This window comes from Candidatus Planktophila sp., from assembly GCF_040402315.1.
Taxonomy (GTDB): Bacteria; Actinomycetota; Actinomycetes; order Nanopelagicales; family Nanopelagicaceae; genus Planktophila.
In genome coordinates this window covers 1-20725 of the sequence record NZ_JBBAMU010000007.1, presented here as the reverse complement: position 1 = coordinate 20725, position 20725 = coordinate 1, and the positions used below count along the sequence as shown (strand labels likewise).

Below are 20725 nucleotides of genomic sequence, written 5' to 3'. Positions count from 1 at the left end.
ACTATTGTGTCGTAATTCGCTCGACCTTGCCACTCGAGCCGGCGTGTCCTTCTGATGTGTAGGTCATAGGCTTCGCTTCATGAGTAAATACGGGAGCATCGCAAATCGCTTACTTCCGACACTGACCGGCCTCCTGCTCTTTCTTCAGTCAGCGCTAGTGGTTACTGGTGGCGCGGTCCGCGTGACAGGCTCAGGACTTGGATGTCCTACCTGGCCAGAATGCGTGCCAGGTTCCTATCTGCCTGTTGAAGGCCAAGCTGAAGGTGCTTTACACGCATGGATTGAATTTGGAAATCGCTTACTCACATTCGCTCTTCTCATCGCAGCAGTTGCGACCTTCATTGCAGTATTTCGCAGCAGACGTCGCGACCTTAGATTTTTAGCCATCACTCAGATATTGGGAATATTAGGACAAGGAGTTTTGGGCGGCGTTACAGTATTAACTGATCTCAATCCGCTAACTGTGGCATCACACTTTATTCTTTCAATATTTCTGATTGCGGCAGCTACCTCATTACATTCACGGCGCCATCACGCACAAGTTCGAACATCTTCAACGCAAGTACGCATTTCACGTATTTCCTCACTCCATGTGAGCCTGGCATTCATAGCCATAACTATTGGAACCTTGGTGACCGGTACAGGACCACACGCCGGTGATCTCGATGCTCCCCGGCTAAATTTTGCTATTACTACCATCACACGTTTCCATAGCGCCGCGGTCTGGACCTTAATGATTTGTACTGTTGTTTTCTATCTCTCCCCCAATTTGCGCTATGAAACGAAGCGTTGGCTTAAAATATTCTTTTTTCTCGCGCTCCTGCAAGGTGGCTTTGGATACCTTCAGTATTTCCTAGGGGTGCCGGAAGGTTTGGTTGTAATGCATCTCATCGGATCCGTTCTCGTCTGGATAGCAGCGTGGCGAATCCGTCTTTCAGTTATACGTAAACACGCATAAGGAGAAGAAAGATGACTCAGATAGCCGGTTGGACCGAACTCGATGATCGCGCGGTTGCCTATGCTCGCGCCCTCGCGATGGATGCGGTACAAAAAGTGGGAAATGGACACCCCGGAACCGCGATGTCACTCGCTCCAGTAGCGTATAACTTATTTCAAAGACATCTTGTGCACGATCCGGCTGCCCCAAATTGGCTTGGCCGCGACCGTTTCATTCTCTCTTGTGGTCATTCATCACTAACTCTCTACACACAACTCTTCTTCAGTGGGTACGGGCTCGAGATGAAAGATATGCAATCATTTAGAACTTTTGATTCACTGACTCCAGGACATCCCGAATACGGCCACACAGTCGGAGTTGAGATGACAACTGGCCCACTTGGTGCTGGAGTTGCCACTGCTGTTGGTTTTGCAATGGCTGCGCGTTTTGAACGAGGATTACTCGATCCAGATGCACCACTTGGCCAATCTCTCTTTGATCACTCGATCTGGGTTATCTGTTCTGATGGTGATCTACAAGAAGGCGTATCAGGTGAATCATCTTCACTTGCCGGAACGCAGGCGCTAGGTAATCTCAATATTATTTACGATGCTAATCGCATCTCAATCGAGGGTGACACACACCTGGCCTTTACTGAAGATGTCGCTGCTCGCTATCGCGCATATGGCTGGGATGTGCACGAAGTTTCAGCCCTACCTGATGGCAACATCAATCTTGCTGCACTAGATAAAGCGATGATTGCGGCGAAAGGCAACACTGCTCGGCCTTCGCTAATTCACATGCACTCTGTTATCGCATGGCCAGCGCCAAGGTTGCGTGGCACCGCGAAATCTCATGGTTCAGCGCTAGGCGATGAAGAAATTGCGGCAACTAAAGTTGAATTGGGTCTTAATCCTGAAGAGAAGTTCGCCATGCCAGCAGATGTTTTTGCGCATGTGCGCGCTGTTAAGGATCGTGGCACCGCGGCCCATGCCACCTGGAGTGAGAAGTTCACCGAATGGAAGTCTTCACATCCAGAGCGGGCCGGTCTTCTGGAACGCCTTGTGGCAAATGAACTGCCGAAAGGCTGGGATAAAGACCTGCCTGTATTCGAAAGTGGAAAAGAGGTAGCAACTCGCGCTGCTTCAGGACACGTCATAAACGCAATTGCTAAGGTACTACCTGAATTCTGGGGAGGATCTGCCGATCTAGCAGATAGCAATAACACAACTATTGAAGGCGGCAACTCATTCTTGCCTGCAACTAGTGCGATGAAGAACGCCGATCCATATGGTCGCATTATTCACTTCGGTATTAGAGAGCACGCAATGGGCTCCATCCTTAATGGAATAACGCTGCATGGTCTGACCCGAGCTTTCGGTGGAACATTTGCAGTCTTTAGCGATTACATGAGACCTGCAGTTCGCCTGGCAGCTCTGATGGATATTCCCAGCACCTACATCTGGACCCACGATTCAATTGGGTTAGGTGAAGATGGCCCTACACATCAACCTATTGAACATTTTGCCGCGCTACGTGCAATTCCGAACTTTGCTGTCATTCGCCCTGCAGATGCTAATGAAGTTACCGAAGCGTGGCGTTCAATACTCACCCGCCGCAAAGCCGCAGGCATGCTTCTGTCTCGTCAGAACTTACGAACCGTTGATCGCACGACCCATGGCCCAGCAACAGGTGTTGATAAGGGTGCATACATCTTGAAGGAAGCCTCTACTGATCCAGGAGTTGTCATTATTGCAACAGGATCAGAGGTTGGCATCGCACTCGATGTTCAGATTTTGCTAGAACAGGAGGGCCACTCAACTCGCGTTGTGAGTGCGCCATGCCTGGAATGGTTTGACGAGCAGACTCCTGCATATCGGGAATCGGTACTACCAAAGAAATCGCTACGAGTGAGTATCGAGGCGGGAATCGCTCAAGGTTGGCGTGAATACGTTGGCGATAACGGTGTGATTATCTCGCTCGACCACTTTGGAGCCTCAGCCTCAGGTAATAAGCTATTCACCGAATTTGGTTTCACACCCGATGCGATTGTGAGCACGGTAAAGAAAGCACTGGGCTAGATGAAATTATCTGGTCGTTCACTTTCCAAGATCGACCGCCATTCGGAGCTCTATCAAACTTTGCAGCAGGTACATCTGAAAATTCTTGCAAAAGATCCACTTACGTGGGGAGCAGATGCTGCGCCAGAAGCTGCCATCCGTTTGAACTGGGTTGATTTACCATCGACCTCTACCGCCTTACTCCCCCAGCTAGATGACCTAGGCAAGAAATTTTCCGCTCTCTCGCGCATCATCCTCTGCGGTATGGGTGGCTCCTCACTTGGCCCTGAGGTCATCGCTAAGACTTTCAAAAAAGATATTTTCATCTTTGACTCAACTGATCCGGACTATGCAGTTCATGCACTCGATGGTGATCTGAGTAAGACGCTAGTGATAGTCAGTTCTAAATCTGGATCCACTATTGAGACTGCTTCCCAGCGTGCGCTTCTGGAAGAACAGATTAAGAATGCAGGACTTAACCCAATAGACCACTTCCTATTTATTACCGACCCTGGTTCTCCGCTAGATATTGATGTTCGCGCACAAGGCTTCACAGTGATAAACGCTGACCCAAATGTCGGTGGAAGATTTAGTGTTCTGGGCGCCTTCGGACTCGCACCCGCTGCGCTATCTGGTTCGCCCATGAAAACAGTGCTGGAAGATTCCCGCATTGAAAAAGATTCTTTCATCGCTGAAGCCCAACCAGTTCTAGATACCGCCTATCTCTTAGCCACCCAAAGCGCACAATACATCGGCTTCACAGATGCGCTATCGGATATGCCTGGTTTATCCGATTGGATCGAACAACTGATAGCAGAGTCAACTGGAAAGAACTCAGCGGGTCGGCTGCCGATTGTCACAGAAAGCGCCACTAACGCTGCAACAGGTGGTGCGTTCACAGTAAGTTTTGCAGGAACGGAGACAGACCTAGTTGTTGAAGGCGCACTAGGTGCTCACTTTATTTTTTGGGAATGGGTCACCGCACTCCTTGGAGTGGCGCTAAAGATTAATCCATTTAACCAACCCAATGTCAACGAGGCGAAAGAACATACTTCTTCCTGTTTAGCAGAGTGGAATAACCAACTTCCCGAGCTGAAACCTGAGCAAGTGGATTCCGGAGTTGAAATCTTTGGAGATGGGCAATCACTGACAGATGCACTTGCCACATTTATTGAAGATGTCAAAGAAGGCGGCTACATCGCCATCATGGCTTACCTAGACCGCAGAGATGATCAGAAAATTTCGGAGCTTCGTTCAATCTTGGCCGGAAAATCAGGACGTCCCACATCTTTTGGTTGGGGTCCGCAATTTCTGCACTCCACCGGACAGTTCCATAAAGGCGGACAGAGCAATGGCTCGTTCTTGCAGATAACAGGTGCGACTGAAAGAGATTATCTAATTCCAGGTAGCGCGTTCTCATTGCGCACCTTGTTAATGGCGCAAGCAATCGGTGATTACCGAGCACTTGCCGCAAGAAAATACCCGCTATTGCGCCTGCATCTGCAGAACCGCAACGCGGGTATTGACCAGATTCTCGCCGCAGCGAAGAATCTCTAAGCTTTACACTTTTCCCTTATTAAATATCGTCACCGCGAAGTTTGCGCAGGGCATCTTCTAAAATCTTTTCGCCCTCTTTATCTGTGCGTCGTTCCTTCACATAGGCAAGGTGAGTCTTGTAAGGAACGTTTACTACAGCTGATGGTGGATTAGCCTTATCGTGACCTGCGGGAAGTCCACACTTAGGGCAATCCCATTGATCAGGAATAACGACTGTCTCTTCAACTGCAAATGATGGTCTTACTTCATGGCCTTTTGCACACCAATACGAAACTGTGGCGCGTTCAATCTGATCTCCGCGCTCGGCCTCGCCCATTGGGCCAGCACCGACACGACTGCCGCGAATTGCACTTGCCATGAATTAACCTTTCAAAACAAGAGAGAGAGCTACGACACTGGCGAACCAAAGACCACCAACGGCAATGGTGATGCGATCAAGATTTTTTTCCACTACAGATGAGCCTCCGTAGTTAGATGAGATTCCGCCACCGAAGAGATCAGAGAGTCCTGATCCTTTGCCCTTATGCAGAAGAACTAAGAGAATCATCAAGAAACTGGTGATGACGAGAAAGATTGAAAGCGCTAAAGCCACGGTGAAACTCCTCTAGAGGTAGGGGTAAAGGATACCCGAACGAATGGAAAACTCTTGAATCACGCCTGGGCGTGGAACTTGGCAATCTTTGCCAGCTCTTCTGGGTCAAGGCTTGCTCCCCCAATGAGGGCGCCATCGACATCGGGCTGCTTCATGATTTCAGCAGCGTTGGAAGATTTCACTGAACCCCCGTAGAGGATTCTCATATTTGCCGCAATCTCAGCCGAGCCAATCTGCTCGATCTCTTCTCGGATTGCTGCACATACTTCTTGCGCATCTTCTGGTGTGGCGCTCTTGCCAGTTCCAATTGCCCATATCGGTTCATATGCAATCACAATTTTCTTAAGTTCTGGTTTATGAAATCCCGCAAGTCCTGCCAGCACCTGACGGATGACATGTGAAACGTGAGAACCTGATTCGCGCACTGGTAAATCTTCGCCGACACAGAATATTGGTGTGAGCTCATGTGTAAGCGCGGCTCTGATCTTGCGGTTGATTAGTGCATCATCTTCCTGATGAATTGCACGTCGTTCCGAGTGACCAATAACAACAAAAGTACAGCCTAATTTTGCAAGCATGGCGCCAGAAATATCGCCTGTGAACGCACCGGATGCTTCCGGAGAGAGATCTTGCGCACCGTATTGCAGACGAAGGCGATCACCATCGACCATGGTCTGAATGGAACGGATATCGGTAAAGGGGGGAATAATTGCAACATCGACCTCGTCGTAATCTTTATCAGCAAGTGAGTAGACGAGTTTCTGAGCCACTGCAATCGCCTCCAGGTGATTGAGGTTCATCTTCCAGTTGCCCGCCATTAACGGTTTGCGCATTTCGTTCTCCTTTGGTGTCGAATGCTACAGATCAAGTGCGGTCAGGCCAGGGAGCTCTTTACCTTCAAGGTATTCAAGTGATGCTCCGCCGCCAGTTGAGATATAACCAAATTCTGAATCTTTGAATCCAAGGGCTCGAACTGCCGCCGCTGAGTCGCCGCCGCCCACTACCGATATTCCAGAAACCTCAGTCAACGCTTGTGCGACAACTTTAGTTCCCGCTGCAAATTTAGGAAATTCAAAGACACCCATGGGACCGTTCCAAAAAACTGTTTTGCAACCTTTAATCGCAGCAGCAAAGGCGGCAGCTGATTCCGGACCGATATCAAGTCCCATCTGATACTTTGGAATCGCATCTGAGCTGACCAGAGTTGCAGTTGCATCGGCTGAAAATGTGGGAGCAATTACGATATCTGTAGGGATTAATAATTTAACCCCGGCGTCCTCCGCCTGCTTGATGAGTCCTTTGACGGTATCAATTAGATCAAGTTCGACCAATGAAGTGCCAACCTCTTTGCCCTGTGCAGCTAAGAAGGTAAAGAGCATTCCACCACCAATAGCCATCACATCTACTTTTCCAAGCAGGTTAGCGATGACACCAATCTTGTCGGAAACTTTTGACCCACCGAGGACAACACCATAAGGGCGCACCGGATCAACGGTGAGTTTTTTCAATACCTCAACTTCGGCAGCTACCAAGGTTCCTGCTGCATGCGGCAGCAACTTAGGAAGATCAAATACCGAAGCATGTTTACGGTGCACAGCGCCAAAGCCATCGCCCACATAGATATCAGCTAACTTCGCTAGCTCTGTGGCTAAAGCTAAACGCTCGCTCTCATCTTTAGATGTCTCAACTGATGCGAAGCGAATGTTTTCCAGAAGCAAAATCTCACCGGGTGCAAGGGCTTGCGCCTTTGCTGTCACATCGGTTCCTGTAATTGCCGGGATAAATTGCACCGGTTTTCCAAGCAATTCAGCTAAACGCACGGCTACTGGAGCTAGTGATAGTTCTGGTTTTACTTCACCTTTGGGACGACCTAGATGGGCTGCGATAACAATGCTGGCACCTTTTGCAAGGAGTGCGTTAATTGTTGGTAGTGATGCGCGGATACGCCCGTCATCTATGATCTTTGATTCCTTTAGCGGCACGTTGAGATCACACCGGAGAAATACCCGCTTACCAGCAACATCTAGATCGACCAATGAAGTCATTAGAGAGATTTACCAACATATCCCACTAGGTCAACTAGTCGGTTTGAGTAACCCCATTCGTTGTCATACCAACCAACAACTTTGACTTGATTTCCGATTACCTTAGTCAGGCCGGAATCGAAGATACAAGAAGATGGATCTGTGACGATATCTGAAGAGACGATTGGATCTTCGGTATATGAAAGAAATCCCTTGAGTGCTCCGTTTGAAGCCGCCTTCATCTCCGCATTAATCTCGGCAACTGTTGCCTCTTTTGCTAGCTCTACTGTGAGGTCGGTCGCGGATCCTGTTGGAACTGGAACGCGCATCGCATAACCATCGAGTTTGCCCTTGAGCTCTGGCAAAACGAGCGAGATCGCTTTCGCTGCGCCAGTAGATGTAGGAATCATATTTGTGGCAGCTGCGCGCGAACGACGGAGATCCTTATGAGGGAAATCAAGGATTACCTGGTCATTGGTATAGGCGTGAATAGTGGTCATCAAGCCCTTAACAATTCCCCAGTTATCGTGGAGAACTTTTGCCATTGGAGCTAGACAGTTTGTTGTGCACGATGCATTTGAAATCACGTGGTGGTTGGCTGGGTCATACTTTTCGTGGTTAACACCCATCACGATGGTGATGTCTTCATCCGATGCTGGCGCTGAGATAATTACCTTCTTAGCACCGGCTGTAATGTGCTTCTTGGCATCTGCAGCCTTGGTGAAGTGGCCGGTTGATTCAATCACGATATCTGCCTTAACTGATGCCCATGGAAGATTTGCTGGGTCGCGATCTGCAAATACTGCGAATGTCTTACCGCCAACGCTCATGCTGTCATCGGTATATGTGACATCTAGTCCGAGTCGACCCAAGATTGAGTCATATTTGAGTAGATGTGCCAGTGTTGCATTATCAGTCAGATCGTTGATACCGACGATATTGATATTTGGGTTGGTCATTGCGGCACGGAAAAAGTTACGTCCAATGCGTCCAAAACCATTAATTCCGACATTAATCATGTGAAACCTCTTTTATATTCTTTATTGCCCCAGATAAAGGTGGCTTTTGTTAACGCCACAACGTTGGGGGCTTAGTGCGCACTCTACCAGTGCTCTAGGTACTACTCCCCGGTTGCTTGCACGTAACCGCGCAGCTTTAACCTGCTATTCACCCAATAAGTCAGGTGATAATCCGGCTTCGGTGTCTGGAATACCTAACTCACCGGCACGTTTATCGGCCATAGCCAGCAATCTTCGAATCCGCCCAGCGATTGCATCCTTGGTCATAGGTGGTGTTGCAAGTGATCCAAGTTCTTCCAAGCTTGCCTGTCCATGTGAAATACGGAGTTCGCCAGCTTCTTTGAGGTGATCCGGTATCTCACTACCGAGAATTTCCATCGCACGTTGCACGCGAGCTGCGGCCGCAACAGCTGCCCGCGCAGAACGCCGCAGATTTGCATCATCAAAGTTTGCAAGTCTGTTGGCTGTCGCGCGTACCTCACGGCGCATACGCCTTTCTTCCCAAGCGAGCACACTTTCATGCGCACCTAAGCGAGTAAGCAAAACACCGATGGCATCGCCATCTCGAATAACAACACGATCGACTCCGCGCACTTCCCGAGCTTTGGCCACGATATTCAAACGGCGAGCTGCGCCAACTAGGGCAAGTGCCGCTTCTGGTCCGGGACAGGTAATTTCAAGTGATGAGGAACGACCAGGTTCAGTCAGTGAACCATGTGCGATAAAGGCACCACGCCAAGCTGCTTCGGCATCACACACATTTGCTGCAACCACTTGTGGCGGAAGTCCGCGCACCGGGCGACCATTGGCATCAATCAAACCTGTTTGGCGAGCAAGGGCATCACCTGACTCAATCACACGCACCACATAGCGTGAACCTTTACGTAGGCCACTGGAAGAAAGAACTGCCAAATCACTATCGTGACCGTAGATGTCGGCGATATCTTTCTTCAGCCGTCTAGCGCTCTGAGATGTGTCGAGCTCAACTTCAATGACTACCTTGCCGGCTGCGATATGTAAACCACCTGCAAAACGAAGTAGCGATGACACTTCGGCCTTTCGGCAACAAGGCTTGGTTACCGAAAGACGGCTGAGCTCATCTTTGACTGCAGCGGTCATTGCCATGGGGTTATCCAACCAGTATTTCTGCATCTATGTGTGCGAAAAGCTGACCCAATTTATTGACATCATGATGCAAAGGCGAGCTTTTGCTGCGCAAATCGGCCGCAATAAACTCTGAACCTGTAGTTGAAAGATGGCGCTGTAATTCATTGGCCCCCGAAGATGAGGCATCTACTACAACGACATCAAATACTAACTCCGGTGCATACTCATTGAGAATCATCAAATGCTCTAGTGGTGAATACCCGGCATACTCGCCTGCGGATTTATCGGTGGAATCTAGATTGAGTAAGAGAATCTTTTTGGCAGGCGAAGCCACCAACGCTGCTCGCTGCGCGGGCACAAGTAAATGCGGAATAACACTTGAAAACCAGGAGCCCGGTCCCATCGTGATCCACTGCGCATCGGAAATTGCTGCAATCGATTCTGCACGGGCATCAGGGTTTTCCGGGATGATGCGAAGTGATTTCAATCTTCCGTTACTTGTTGCCACTTCTGCCTGTCCGCGGACAATATGCGTGCCATGAGAGTCTTCAAAGGTTGCTTCGATATCAAGTGCCTGCGCTGCCATGGGTAGAACGCGACCAACAACTTTTAATAGCGCACCCACGCGATCAAGGCCAGCAACGGTATCTTCATCACGATCCCAGAGCGCTGCTAAGAGAAGATTTCCCACTGCATGGCCATTGAGTTCACCGGTGCTGGTGAAGCGATATTGCATGATTTGCGCCCAACTTCGACCCCACTCATCATCACTACATAGCGCAGCTAGTGCCATTCTTAAATCACCCGGTGGCATGATCGAAAATTCTTCCCGCAATCTTCCGCTGGATCCGCCGTTATCGGCAACGGTGACTATCGCAGTGATCTCAGTTGTGAATTGTCGTAGCGCTGTCAGGGTGGCAGCTAATCCATGACCACCACCGAGTGCGACAACTTTTTTCTGGGAAATCATTCCCGCCCTACATCGCGATGAGTTGCGTGCGCTGATATCTCGAGATTAGGAGAAACGGTAATCAACTGCTTGGCAATTTCTTCGGCAATGGCAACCGAGCGATGTTTACCTCCGGTGCAACCAATTGCAATCGTCACATACTTCTTTCCTTCTCGAAAATATCCCGGAATCATCTGTCGCACGACCGAAACATAACTCGACACAAAATCAGCAACACCTTCACTGGAGAGAACTTTCTCTGAGACCGGTGCATCTAAACCATTGAGTGGTCGCAGCTCCGGAATCCAATGGGGATTGGGAATGAATCTGCAATCTAGAACCAGGTCGGAGTCGACCGGTATTCCATACTTGTAACCGAAGGAGAGAACGTTGATGCGAAGACTAGCAAGCATTCCAGCGGCAAAGATTTCACTAGTGCGCTTCTCTAATTGGTGCACATTAAGGTTAGATGTATCAATCACAATATCTGCCGAGGCTCGTATCTCTTCCAATTTTGCTCGCTCACGTGCAATTCCATCGACGATTCGATCCTTCCCTTGTAGCGGGTGTGGCCTTCGCGTTGATTCAAATCTCTGCACAAGTGCTTGGTCTGTGGCATCTAGAAAGAGCAATCGGTAAGGAACGCTCGACTTTTTTAAGGTATCAAGTGCGCTACTGAGTTCATCGAAGAACTTTCCGCCACGAACATCGACGACAACGGCTAACGATGCGTGTGTGTCGTGGGCTTGTTCTGCCAACTGAGGAACGAGTGCTGGCGGTAAATTATCAACGACATACCAGCCGAGATCTTCTAGCGCGTGGGCAACTGTGGATCGCCCGGCGCCGGACATTCCAGTGAGAACCAGCAGCTCTTTTGTGCTCATGCTTCGTATTCTCCCCTAGCTGTCAAGTATCTCGCCAGTATTCATATCCACCGCTGGAATTGATAGCGATGCTAGATGGCTATAGATAATGGCTGCAATGGTGGCTCCAATTCCAGGTGTTGCAGCTAAATCATCCGTACTGGCTTTGCGCATCGCAGTGACTGACCCAAAACGATCAAGGAGCGCGGCCCTTCGAGTTTCTCCTAATTGTGGAATCTCATCAAGGAGAGATTCCAGCATCACTTTGGAACGACGGCTACGGTGAAAGGTAATTGCGAATCGATGAGCTTCATCGCGGATGCGCTGTAGTAAATACATACCTTCACTTGTTCGTGGCAGTATCAAAGGATCCTTATCTCCTGGCATCCAGACCTCTTCCAGTCTCTTTGCTAACCCACACAAGGCAACATCTGTAATTCCAAGTTCCTCGAGGGCTCGCTGGGCCGCAGTAACCTGAGGTGCACCACCGTCAACAACAATCAGTTGTGGCGGATAAGCAAACTTGCTCAGCTTGCCGCCAGTTTCGGCAACCTCGCTCTTATTGACATCTCTATCTGCCAGCAACCTCTTCATCCGACGGGTAATCACTTGGTGCATGGCTCGAGTGTCATCCTGGGCGGTATCGGTATCAATAATGAATCGACGATACTCACTCTTCTTTGCCAGGCCATCTTCAAAGACGACCATAGATGCAACAACTGTAGTTCCTGAAATATTGGAGATGTCATAACACTCAATGCGAAGAGGTGTGCGCGAAAGCTGTAGCTCTTCCTCAAGTTCGAGTAGTGCTTTACCCGATACTGCAGCATCTGTTGCGCGCTTACTTAAGTACTGAACAAGTGCGTAATGAGCATTGCGCTCCACTGTTTGGAGTAGCTCAACCTTCTCACCACGCTGCGGAACTTTAATAGCAACTCGAGCGCCACGGATGGAAGAGAGCCAGTCTTCTAGTGCAGTGCGATCTACCGGTTCTTGATTAAGGAATATCTCATGTGGAATATCTGTTGGTGCGCTCTGGCTATAAATGGAGAAGAACAGTGAGGCAATCTGATCATCTCCTTCGAGTGCTTTCTCCTGATCCACTATCCAGGAACGCGAACCTTTGATGGAACCGCGTCTGACCATGAAGATTGAGCCCGCAGCATGAAGTCCTTCTTCATGAATCGAGATGAAATCACCATCGAGGTCATCAGAGAGATTACCTTGCGTTGAACGTTGTGCTTTCTCAAAAGACTCAATCTGGTCTCGCAGACGTGCAGCTCGTTCAAACTCTTCTGACACAGACGCCGATTCCATCTCCGTACGTAAGGTTGGCAGCAAGTTCTCCATCCCTTTTTCCATAAATGAATCGAGCTTCTCCGCAATTTCTTTATGCTCCTGTGGTGTTACCCAGCCAACGCAAGGCGCGGCACATTTACCAATATCCCCAAGTAAGCATTGCCGCTTTGTTCGTTGCGCACGCTGGAAGTTTCCAGCACTGCAGGAGCGAACTGGAAAGACTTTTAGGAGAACTTCGTACGTGTTTCGTAGCGCCCAGGCATTTGTATATGGACCAAAGTATTTAAGGCCAGGGCGCTTCTCTTTGCGAGTTATGAAAATCCGTGGAAATTCATCGGCCATTGAAATCGCCAGATATGGATAGGACTTATCGTCCTTAAATTGCACGTTATAGGTCGGGTGATACTGCTTGATCCACGAAAATTCCAGCGCCAACGCCTCGAGCTCAGTTGCAACAATGGTCCAGTCCACCCGCACCGCTTCATGCACCATGCGATAGGTCTTCTGCGCAAGATTGGAACCAAAATAGGTTGTCAATCGATTCTTTAGATTTTTCGCCTTACCCACATAAATGACTTTGTCATCAGCGTTATAGAAGCGATATACCCCTGGCTCTTCAGGAATCTCGCGCGGGCGATAACTGGAAGGTTCCGCCATTATTTCTTCTTCGCTGGGCTTTTCTTAACGATCGCGCGATTAGTTGCCAGGACTTCAGCTAAGTATTGCCCGGTGTAACTAGCTTTCACCTTTGCCACATCTTCTGGAGTACCCTCGGCAACGACGGTTCCGCCGCGGAATCCACCTTCTGGGCCCATATCGATGACCCAATCGGAAGACTTAATGACATCGAGATTGTGCTCGATCACAATTACGGTATTTCCACTCTCCACTAAACGCTTGAGTACGCCCAGTAGTTTATTGACATCCTCAAAGTGCAGCCCTGTCGTTGGTTCGTCTAAGACATAGATCGTGCGCCCTGTTGATCTGCGTTGTAGCTCAGTTGCAAGCTTCACGCGCTGGGCTTCTCCACCTGAAAGAGTGGGAGCTGATTGACCTAGACGCACATATCCAAGGCCAACATCACATAAGGTCTTGAGGTAGCGCGCAATAGTGGGAACGGATTCAAAGAAAGCGTGCGCAATCTCAATCGGCATATCTAAAACTTCAGCAATGGTCTTTCCCTTGTAGTGAACCTCAAGAGTTTCCCGGTTATATCGCGCGCCATGACAGACCTCGCACGGAACATAGACATCAGGTAAGAAGTTCATCGCAATGGTGATGGTGCCATCTCCAGAACAGTTCTCGCAGCGTCCGCCTTTGACGTTAAAGGAGAAGCGACCCTGCTGATAGCCACGCACCTTAGCTTCTGTAGTTTCGGCAAAGAGAGCCCGCACTTTATCGAAGACACCGGTATATGTCGCTGGGTTAGAACGCGGGGTGCGCCCAATAGGTGATTGATCAACGTGCACAACTTTATCGAGCTGATCTATGCCAGTGATTGTGCGGTGACGACCTGGAACAAGGCGTGCGCCATTGAGTTTATTTGCCAGGGTTGTATAGAGAATGTCATTAACCAGCGTTGATTTACCAGAACCCGATACTCCGGTGACGGAGACAAAGAGCCCCAACGGAATACTAACCTCGACATCTTTAAGGTTATTCTCTTTCGCACCTTTTATTACTAATTGACGTTTTGAATCAACTGCCCGACGAGTCTTTGGAATCTCAATAGATTTACGACCCGATAGATAAGCACCGGTGATTGATTCCTGCGATGCAATAAGTTCTTCGTAGGAACCTGAGACAACGACTCGACCACCATGTTCACCAGCTCCGGGTCCGATATCAACGACCCAATCTGCAGTGCGAATGGTCTCTTCATCATGTTCGACGACAATCAGAGTATTTCCAAGATCGCGTAATCGGGTAAGAGTCTCAATCAGCCTACGGTTATCGCGTTGATGAAGTCCGATGGATGGCTCATCTAAGACATAGAGAACTCCGACAAGTCCGGAACCAATCTGGGTTGCAAGGCGAATACGTTGTGCCTCACCACCGGACAGTGTTGCCGCAGGGCGATCGAGTGACAAGTAATCAAGGCCCACATCAAGTAAGAAACCTAAACGCGCATGGACTTCCTTCATAACGCGCTCAGCAATTTGTGCCTCGCGCTTATTGAGGGTAACTTGCTTGAGAAATATTGCGCAGTCATCAATGGAAAGTGCGCATACTTCAGCGATTGATTTCCCGCCGAGTGTGACAGCAAGTACCTCCGGCTTTAAGCGCGCACCCTTACAGGCAGGACATGGCGTCTCGCGCATATATGCCTCGTATTTATCACGGCTGTAATCACTATCGGTCTCACCATGGCGGCGATGAATAAAGGGAATGACGCCTTCAAAGCCAGTGGAATAGTTACGGACACGGCCGTAACGATTCTTATACTTCACATGAACCTCATAATCAAAGCCATTCATAATCGCTTCTTTGGTCTTCACTGAAAGCTTCTTCCAAGGATTATCGAGTGAGAATTTCAGTTCCAGCGCTAGCGCTTCAAGTAAGCGCAGAAAGTACTCCGAAGACTGTCCCCCAGCCCAAGGTGCAATAGCACCTTCATTGATGGAGATTGAGTCATCAGGGATGATGAGTTCTTCATCGACTTCTAACTTAGTTCCGATTCCCGAACACTCTTCACATGCTCCAAATGGTGAGTTAAATGAGAAAGAGCGCGGTTCAAGTTCTTCAAAGGAGAGATTGCAATCGTGGCAAGCTAAATGTTCGCTATAGGTATGTTCTTTTTCGCCGCCCTTGGCATCGACAAAATCAAGAAGTACTAACCCATTGCCGAGTTTGAGGGCAGTCTCAATCGAATCCGTCAGGCGAGATTTACTCTCAGCTTTAGCAGTCAGGCGATCGATAACAACTTCAATGGTGTGCTTCTCCTGCTTTTTGAGCTTCGGCAGTTCGGTAAGTTGGATAATCTCTCCATCAACTCGAGCCCGGGAATAGCCCTGCGTTACTAACTCAGCAAAGAGATCAACAAACTCACCTTTACGTTCACGGATGACTGGTGCCAGTACTTGGAACTTAGTTGTGGGCGGCATGGTGAGGATTTGATCCACGATTTGTTGTGGACTCTGGCGCGAAACTGCCTTGCCACATTTCGGGCAGTGCGGGCGGCCAGCACGTGCAAAGAGCAGTCGGAAGTAGTCATAGACCTCGGTAATTGTTCCCACCGTTGAGCGTGGGTTTCGATTCGTTGATTTCTGATCGATAGAAACTGCCGGAGATAAACCTTCAATGAAATCGACATCAGGCTTATCCATCTGACCCAAGAATTGTCTGGCATAGGCTGAAAGTGATTCAACATAGCGTCGTTGACCTTCAGCAAAGATAGTGTCGAAGGCAAGGCTTGATTTACCAGAGCCTGAAAGGCCGGTAAAGACAATGAGTGCATCGCGTGGAAGTTCAATGGAAACATCCTTGAGGTTATGCTCGCGCGCACCACGTACAACTAACTTATCGATGCTCACGTACCAGCCTCATCCATTCCACGAAGTTCACGCTTTAGCTCTTTTAATTCATCACGCAGGCGAGCAGCAAGTTCGAATTGAAGTTGATCGGCTGCGCCACGCATCTGCTCGGTGAGGGAGCCTATCAATGCAATGAGTTCTTGGCGCGGCATGGAATCGGTTGATTTCGATAAGAATGGTAGGGCCGCTGAAGATTTCTTACCCTTAATTCCAGCCATGATGTCATCAGTGTCATCACTTTCTTGGGCGATGAGGTCGGTGATATCGCTAATCTTCTTACGTAGCGGTTGGGGATCCACCCCGCGCTCGAGGTTATAGGCAACCTGCTTCGCTCTTCGTCTGTTGGTCTCATCAATAGCTTTGGTCATGGCCGCGGTCATATTGTCGGCATACATATGTACTTCACCTGAAACATTTCGAGCGGCGCGACCAATTGTTTGAATCAGTGAAGTTGCAGAGCGCAAGAAGCCTTCTTTGTCAGCATCGAGAATGGCGACAAGTGAAACTTCCGGTAAATCGAGTCCTTCGCGCAATAAATTGATTCCAATAAGCACATCATATTCACCCATTCGAAGCTCACGTAGTAATTCAACACGGCGCAAGGTATCTACCTCAGAGTGAAGATAGCGAACTCGCACTCCTCGCTCTTGCAAGTAATCAGTCAGATCTTCCGACATTTTCTTAGTCAGAGTAGTAACTAATACGCGCTCATTCTTCTCTGCCCGAATATTGATTTCGTGTAGCAAGTCATCAATCTGCCCCTTAATGGGCTTAATGATAATTTGTGGATCAACCAACCCGGTCGGTCTAATCACCTGTTCAACTACATCTCCTCCGACCTTCTCCATCTCATATTTTCCGGGAGTCGCAGAGAGATAAACCTTCTGCCCTGTGCGTTCCAGAAACTCCGGCCACTTCAGTGGTCGGTTATCAAGAGCACTGGGCAATCTAAATCCGTGTTCCACCAAGGTTCGTTTACGTGATGCATCGCCTTCAAACATCGCACCAATTTGTGGAACAGTCACGTGACTTTCATCGATGACAACAAGTAAATCTTCCGGGAAGTAATCAAGGAGACAGTTGGGAGCAGAACCAGGAGCGCGACCATCTAGATGGCGTGAGTAATTCTCAATTCCTGAACAGAAACCGAGTTGCTCCATCATCTCCAGATCAAATGTTGTGCGCATGCGAAGGCGCTGCTCTTCGAGCAACTTGCCTTGCTTAGTGAATAGGTTGAGTTGCACCTGAAGCTCATCTTGAATCTCGCCCATTGCGCGCTTCATCGTCTCTGGACCAGCGGCATAGTGGGTTGCCGGGAAGATATAGATCTCGGTTTCATCATGCACAATCTCACCGGTCAGTGGATTGAGGGTCATGATCTTCTCAATCTCATCCCCGAACATTTCAATACGAACAGCCAACTCTTCATACATTGGAATGATCTCTACCGTGTCGCCTCGAACCCGGAAGGTGCCTCGCTCAAAGGCCATATCGTTACGTTTGTATTGAACATCGACAAACTTACGTAGCAGCGCATTACGTTCGATTTCATCGCCCACTTTCAGGCGAATCATCCGGTCGATATATTCCTGCGGTGTTCCAAGCCCATAGATACATGAAACCGTTGCAACCACGATGACATCGCGCCGCGTTAGAAGTGAGTTAGTAGCAGAGTGCCGAAGTCGTTCCACTTCATCATTAACACTTGAATCCTTCTCAATAAAGGTGTCAGTCTGTGGAACGTAGGCTTCCGGCTGGTAATAGTCGTAATATGAAACAAAGTACTCAACGGCATTGTTTGGCAGCAGTTCTCTAAATTCATTGGCAAGCTGGGCTGCCAAAGTTTTATTGGGAGCAAGAACAAGTGTGGGGCGTTGTAAACGTTCAATCAGCCAAGCCGTGGTTGCCGACTTTCCAGTTCCGGTGGCACCTAGGAGAACAACATCCTGGGCCCCGTTATTGATCCGTTTTGCGATCTCCTCGATTGCCGCTGGTTGATCCCCGGCTGGAATGTAATCACTTATGACCTGAAAGGGCGCAACTTTCCGCTGGAGATCAGTTACTGGTCGCACACACTTAGCCTAGCGACAGCGGCAGAAGAACGCTCTCCCAGAGATTTTCGACCTGGCGCAAGAGTGAATCTTCATCGGAGTTGTTGTAAATAACAGTATCAGCGAGAGCTTCACGAGATTCTGGCAACGCCTGGGCTGCAATCCGCTTCTCGATCTGTGAAATATAAAGTCCTCGTTTAAGCAAGCGTTCCTTGCGTAGTTCTAAATCTGATTCAACAGTGATGACATAGTCAAACTTCTCAGCCGCATTTGTCTCAACCAATAGCGAAATTTCATAAATCAGGATGTCATCGTGATCTAGGTCAGCCACTGCTTCGGCAAAGAGCGCCTGAACCCGCGGATGAATAATTGACTCTAAATCTGCTCGTGCTGACTCATCGCTGAAAACAATCTCAGCAAGTTTTTTGCGGTCAATATCACCATTTTGAATTACCTCATCTCCGAAACGAAGTAAGACTTCGGCAAAACCATCGGTTCCTCTTTCAATGACCATACGAGCGAGTTGATCCGCATCGATTACTAGCGCCCCAAGTTCGGCAAAGCATTGCGCAACGGTCGACTTTCCTGCACCAATGCCACCAGTGAGTGCAACAACTAACATGAAGCTAGCCTATCTCTGAGCATGAAAAAAGAGACCCATGTGGGGTGTGCGAGGTTAAGTGACACCCCGCGACCCGTATGAGTCTCTCTTTCTTTAAGACTTATTCGGCGGCGACTACAGCTGCTTCTTCCGCAACCTTTGCTTCTGCCTTCTGCTTCTTGTGTGCAAGGAAGCGCTCTTGCGCAACAGCGTATTGACGCTCCCACTCCTCGCGTTGTGAGTCAAAGCCTGGCTTCCACTCTTGGGTATCAGCATCGAATCCTTCTGGATAGATGAAGTTTCCTTCTGCGTCATAACGAGCAGACATTCCGTATTGAGTTGGATCAAATGCTTCGATCTCTACTTCTTGGCCTTCATTTGCTTGCTTAAGTGAGAGTGAGATGCGACGACGCTCAAGATCGATATCGATGATCTTCACGAATAGTTCGTCATCTACGGCAACAACCTGCTCTGGAATTTCAACATGGCGTTCTGCCAACTCTGAAATGTGAACTAGGCCTTCAATACCTTCGTGGACACGGATGAATGCACCAAATGGAACAAGCTTCGTTACGACGCCCGGCACAACTGTGTTAATTGTGTGAGTGCGAGCAAATGCCTGCCATGGATCTTCCTGTGTGGCCTTAAGTGAGAGTGAGACACGCTCACGCTCGAAATCAACTTCGAGAACTTCAACGGTTACCTCGTCGCCAACTTCAACAACTTCACCTGGGTGATCAATGTGCTTCCATGAAAGTTCAGAGACGTGAACAAGACCGTCTACGCCACCAAGGTCAACGAATGCACCGAAGTTAACGATTGATGAAACAACACCTGTGCGAACCTGGCCCTTTTGGAGCTGGTTCAGGAATTCAGTACGTGATTGTGACTGAGTCTGCTCAAGGAATGCTCGACGTGAAAGAACTACGTTGTTGCGATTCTTATCAAGTTCGATGATGCGACATTCAACTTGCTTACCGATGTAAGGAGTGAGGTCACGGACGCGACGCATTTCGACAAGTGAAGCTGGCAAGAAGCCGCGCAATCCGATGTCGACAATGAGTCCACCCTTAACAACTTCAATAACAGTTCCCACGACAACTTCGTCGCGCTCTTTCTTGCCTTCGATATCTCCCCAAGCACGCTCATACTGAGCACGCTTCTTGGAAAGGATGAGGCGACCTTCTTTATCTTCCTTCTGCAATACAAGGGCTTCGATTCGATCTCCGACCTTAACGATGTCATTTGGATCTGCATCGTGGCGGATTGAAAGTTCGCGTGCTGGAATCACACCTTCTGTCTTGTAGCCGACATCAAGGAGTACTTCTTCGCGATCAATTTGTACAACTGTACCTTCGACGAGATCTCCGTCGCTGAAATTTCTGATTGTTCCTTCAATTGCGGCTAAGAAATCTTCCGCTGAACCAATGTCATTTATTGCAATTTGAGTAGTCAAGGTGCTCCGTAGGGATAGAAAGTAGTAGGGATGGGACTGCGCAAGAATACGTGCGAAGGTGATTTAGTAGCAAATCCCAGCCTCAAAATATGGACAACCAACGCCAGTTATCCGGCTAAATCGCTAGTGCGCTGCTTCATTCCAACTTCTACCGACCCCAACTGAGACATCCAGTGGTGCCCGAAGAGGAAATGCACTGCCCATCTGGATACGGACAAGATCAGAGACTTTATCAACTTCACTCTTTACTACTTCCAGGATCAATTCATCGTGAACCTGCAACAAGAGCCGAGATTTGAATTCGCCAGCAACCAACGCCTGCTGCACGTTAAGCATTGCCTGTTTAATGATGTCAGCTGCCGATCCTTGAATCGGAGCATTTAGCGCCATGCGCTCTGCTACTTCTCGCCGTTGGCGATTATCATGAAGCAAATCGGGCAAGTATCTGCGACGCCCCATCACCGTTTCGGTGTAACCAACCTTGCGTGCATCTTCGACAACCGTCTTTAAGTAATCACGAATCCCTCCGAAACGTTCGAAGTATCGATCCATTAGATCTTGGGCGGCAGGTGGAGTTAAATCTAACTGAATAGCTAAACCGTAAGAACTCAGGCCATAGGCCAGGCCATATGACATCGCCTTGATCTGTCTGCGCATTTCCGGATCCACATCACTTG

General features: G+C 48.9%; 17 protein-coding genes. 3 read left to right on the top strand and 14 right to left on the bottom strand.

Going from position 1 to position 20725, the window contains the following annotated elements; translation table 11 throughout:
- Positions 1 to 79 precede the first annotated feature (79 nt).
- From AC9UEP_RS02440 to AC9UEP_RS02430, 3 genes are read left to right on the top strand one after another with little or no spacing between them, the layout of a single operon-like run.
- The gene (locus AC9UEP_RS02440) at positions 80 to 958 is read left to right on the top strand and encodes a COX15/CtaA family protein (RefSeq protein WP_509543680.1); all 879 of its coding nucleotides are present in this window, start codon (positions 80 to 82) and stop codon (positions 956 to 958) included.
- Between the two features lie 11 nt (positions 959 to 969).
- Positions 970 to 3018 carry a transketolase gene (gene tkt, locus AC9UEP_RS02435; protein ID WP_509543678.1) on the top strand — a complete coding sequence of 683 codons (2049 nt, stop codon included), beginning with the start codon at positions 970 to 972 and terminating at the stop codon, positions 3016 to 3018.
- Positions 3019 to 4554: a phosphoglucose isomerase-related protein gene (locus AC9UEP_RS02430; RefSeq protein WP_509543676.1), complete on the top strand. Its 1536-nt coding sequence runs from the start codon at positions 3019 to 3021 to the stop codon at positions 4552 to 4554.
- A gap of 19 nt (positions 4555 to 4573) precedes the next feature.
- On the opposite strand, the gene AC9UEP_RS02425 is transcribed toward AC9UEP_RS02430, so the two are convergent.
- The 14 genes from AC9UEP_RS02425 to AC9UEP_RS02360 all read right to left on the bottom strand — a co-directional run.
- Complete coding sequence (locus tag AC9UEP_RS02425; RefSeq protein ID WP_509543674.1) at positions 4574 to 4912, bottom strand: RNA polymerase-binding protein RbpA; 339 nt, start codon at positions 4910 to 4912, stop codon at positions 4574 to 4576.
- Between the two features lie 3 nt (positions 4913 to 4915).
- The gene (secG, locus tag AC9UEP_RS02420; RefSeq protein ID WP_509543673.1) at positions 4916 to 5146 is read right to left on the bottom strand and encodes a preprotein translocase subunit SecG; all 231 of its coding nucleotides are present in this window, start codon (positions 5144 to 5146) and stop codon (positions 4916 to 4918) included.
- Between the two features lie 59 nt (positions 5147 to 5205).
- Entirely contained in the window at positions 5206 to 5979 is a 774-nt protein-coding gene (gene tpiA / locus AC9UEP_RS02415; protein WP_509543672.1) for a triose-phosphate isomerase, read from the bottom strand.
- Between the two features lie 24 nt (positions 5980 to 6003).
- Complete coding sequence (locus AC9UEP_RS02410) at positions 6004 to 7191, bottom strand: phosphoglycerate kinase (RefSeq protein WP_509543670.1); 1188 nt, start codon at positions 7189 to 7191, stop codon at positions 6004 to 6006.
- Positions 7191 to 8189 carry a type I glyceraldehyde-3-phosphate dehydrogenase gene (gap, locus tag AC9UEP_RS02405; protein ID WP_509543669.1) on the bottom strand — a complete coding sequence of 333 codons (999 nt, stop codon included), beginning with the start codon at positions 8187 to 8189 and terminating at the stop codon, positions 7191 to 7193. The genes AC9UEP_RS02410 and gap overlap by 1 nt, the downstream gene beginning before the upstream one ends.
- Before the next feature lie 144 nt (positions 8190 to 8333).
- Complete coding sequence (gene whiA, locus AC9UEP_RS02400; protein ID WP_095674737.1) at positions 8334 to 9314, bottom strand: DNA-binding protein WhiA; 981 nt, start codon at positions 9312 to 9314, stop codon at positions 8334 to 8336.
- Positions 9315 to 9318: 4 nt separating this feature from the next.
- A complete protein-coding gene (locus AC9UEP_RS02395) occupies positions 9319 to 10266 on the bottom strand; it encodes a gluconeogenesis factor YvcK family protein (protein ID WP_509543667.1) in 948 nt (315 codons plus the stop codon).
- Positions 10263 to 11129, bottom strand: coding sequence for an RNase adapter RapZ (rapZ, locus tag AC9UEP_RS02390; RefSeq protein WP_509543666.1), 867 nt, complete (start codon positions 11127 to 11129; stop codon positions 10263 to 10265). Before rapZ ends, AC9UEP_RS02395 begins: the two co-directional genes overlap by 4 nt.
- Before the next feature lie 15 nt (positions 11130 to 11144).
- Positions 11145 to 13064, bottom strand: a complete 1920-nt coding sequence (uvrC, locus tag AC9UEP_RS02385) for an excinuclease ABC subunit UvrC (protein ID WP_509543664.1) — start codon at positions 13062 to 13064, stop codon at positions 11145 to 11147.
- On the bottom strand, positions 13064 to 15934 hold the full coding sequence (gene uvrA, locus AC9UEP_RS02380; protein WP_509543720.1) for an excinuclease ABC subunit UvrA: 2871 nt from the start codon (positions 15932 to 15934) through the stop codon (positions 13064 to 13066). Before uvrA ends, uvrC begins: the two co-directional genes overlap by 1 nt.
- A gap of 2 nt (positions 15935 to 15936) precedes the next feature.
- A complete protein-coding gene (gene uvrB, locus AC9UEP_RS02375; protein ID WP_509543662.1) occupies positions 15937 to 18012 on the bottom strand; it encodes an excinuclease ABC subunit UvrB in 2076 nt (691 codons plus the stop codon).
- A gap of 4 nt (positions 18013 to 18016) precedes the next feature.
- Positions 18017 to 18613 (bottom strand): dephospho-CoA kinase, encoded by a 597-nt coding sequence (coaE, locus tag AC9UEP_RS02370; RefSeq protein ID WP_509543660.1) that lies wholly within the window; start codon positions 18611 to 18613, stop codon positions 18017 to 18019.
- Between the two features lie 100 nt (positions 18614 to 18713).
- Positions 18714 to 20048: a 30S ribosomal protein S1 gene (gene rpsA / locus AC9UEP_RS02365; RefSeq protein ID WP_509543658.1), complete on the bottom strand. Its 1335-nt coding sequence runs from the start codon at positions 20046 to 20048 to the stop codon at positions 18714 to 18716.
- 123 nt (positions 20049 to 20171) lie between these two features.
- Positions 20172 to 20725: DNA polymerase (locus AC9UEP_RS02360; protein ID WP_509543656.1), on the bottom strand; the 554-nt coding region annotated here is incomplete at its 5' end.

What these genes read in the sequence shown, in the direction of transcription:
- AC9UEP_RS02395 (WP_509543667.1), bottom strand. Translation starts at nt 10,266, where the DNA reads ATGATTTCCCAGAAAAAAGTTGTCGCACTCGGTGGTGGTCATGGATTA.
- tkt (WP_509543678.1), top strand. Translation starts at nt 970, where the DNA reads ATGACTCAGATAGCCGGTTGGACCGAACTCGATGATCGCGCGGTTGCC.
- AC9UEP_RS02425 (WP_509543674.1), bottom strand. Translation starts at nt 4,912, where the DNA reads ATGGCAAGTGCAATTCGCGGCAGTCGTGTCGGTGCTGGCCCAATGGGC.
- rapZ (WP_509543666.1), bottom strand. Translation starts at nt 11,129, where the DNA reads ATGAGCACAAAAGAGCTGCTGGTTCTCACTGGAATGTCCGGCGCCGGG.
- tpiA (WP_509543672.1), bottom strand. Translation starts at nt 5,979, where the DNA reads ATGCGCAAACCGTTAATGGCGGGCAACTGGAAGATGAACCTCAATCAC.
- whiA (WP_095674737.1), bottom strand. Translation starts at nt 9,314, where the DNA reads ATGGCAATGACCGCTGCAGTCAAAGATGAGCTCAGCCGTCTTTCGGTA.
- AC9UEP_RS02430 (WP_509543676.1), top strand. Translation starts at nt 3,019, where the DNA reads ATGAAATTATCTGGTCGTTCACTTTCCAAGATCGACCGCCATTCGGAG.
- uvrC (WP_509543664.1), bottom strand. Translation starts at nt 13,064, where the DNA reads ATGGCGGAACCTTCCAGTTATCGCCCGCGCGAGATTCCTGAAGAGCCA.
- AC9UEP_RS02440 (WP_509543680.1), top strand. Translation starts at nt 80, where the DNA reads ATGAGTAAATACGGGAGCATCGCAAATCGCTTACTTCCGACACTGACC.
- gap (WP_509543669.1), bottom strand. Translation starts at nt 8,189, where the DNA reads ATGATTAATGTCGGAATTAATGGTTTTGGACGCATTGGACGTAACTTT.
- AC9UEP_RS02410 (WP_509543670.1), bottom strand. Translation starts at nt 7,191, where the DNA reads ATGACTTCATTGGTCGATCTAGATGTTGCTGGTAAGCGGGTATTTCTC.
- coaE (WP_509543660.1), bottom strand. Translation starts at nt 18,613, where the DNA reads ATGTTAGTTGTTGCACTCACTGGTGGCATTGGTGCAGGAAAGTCGACC.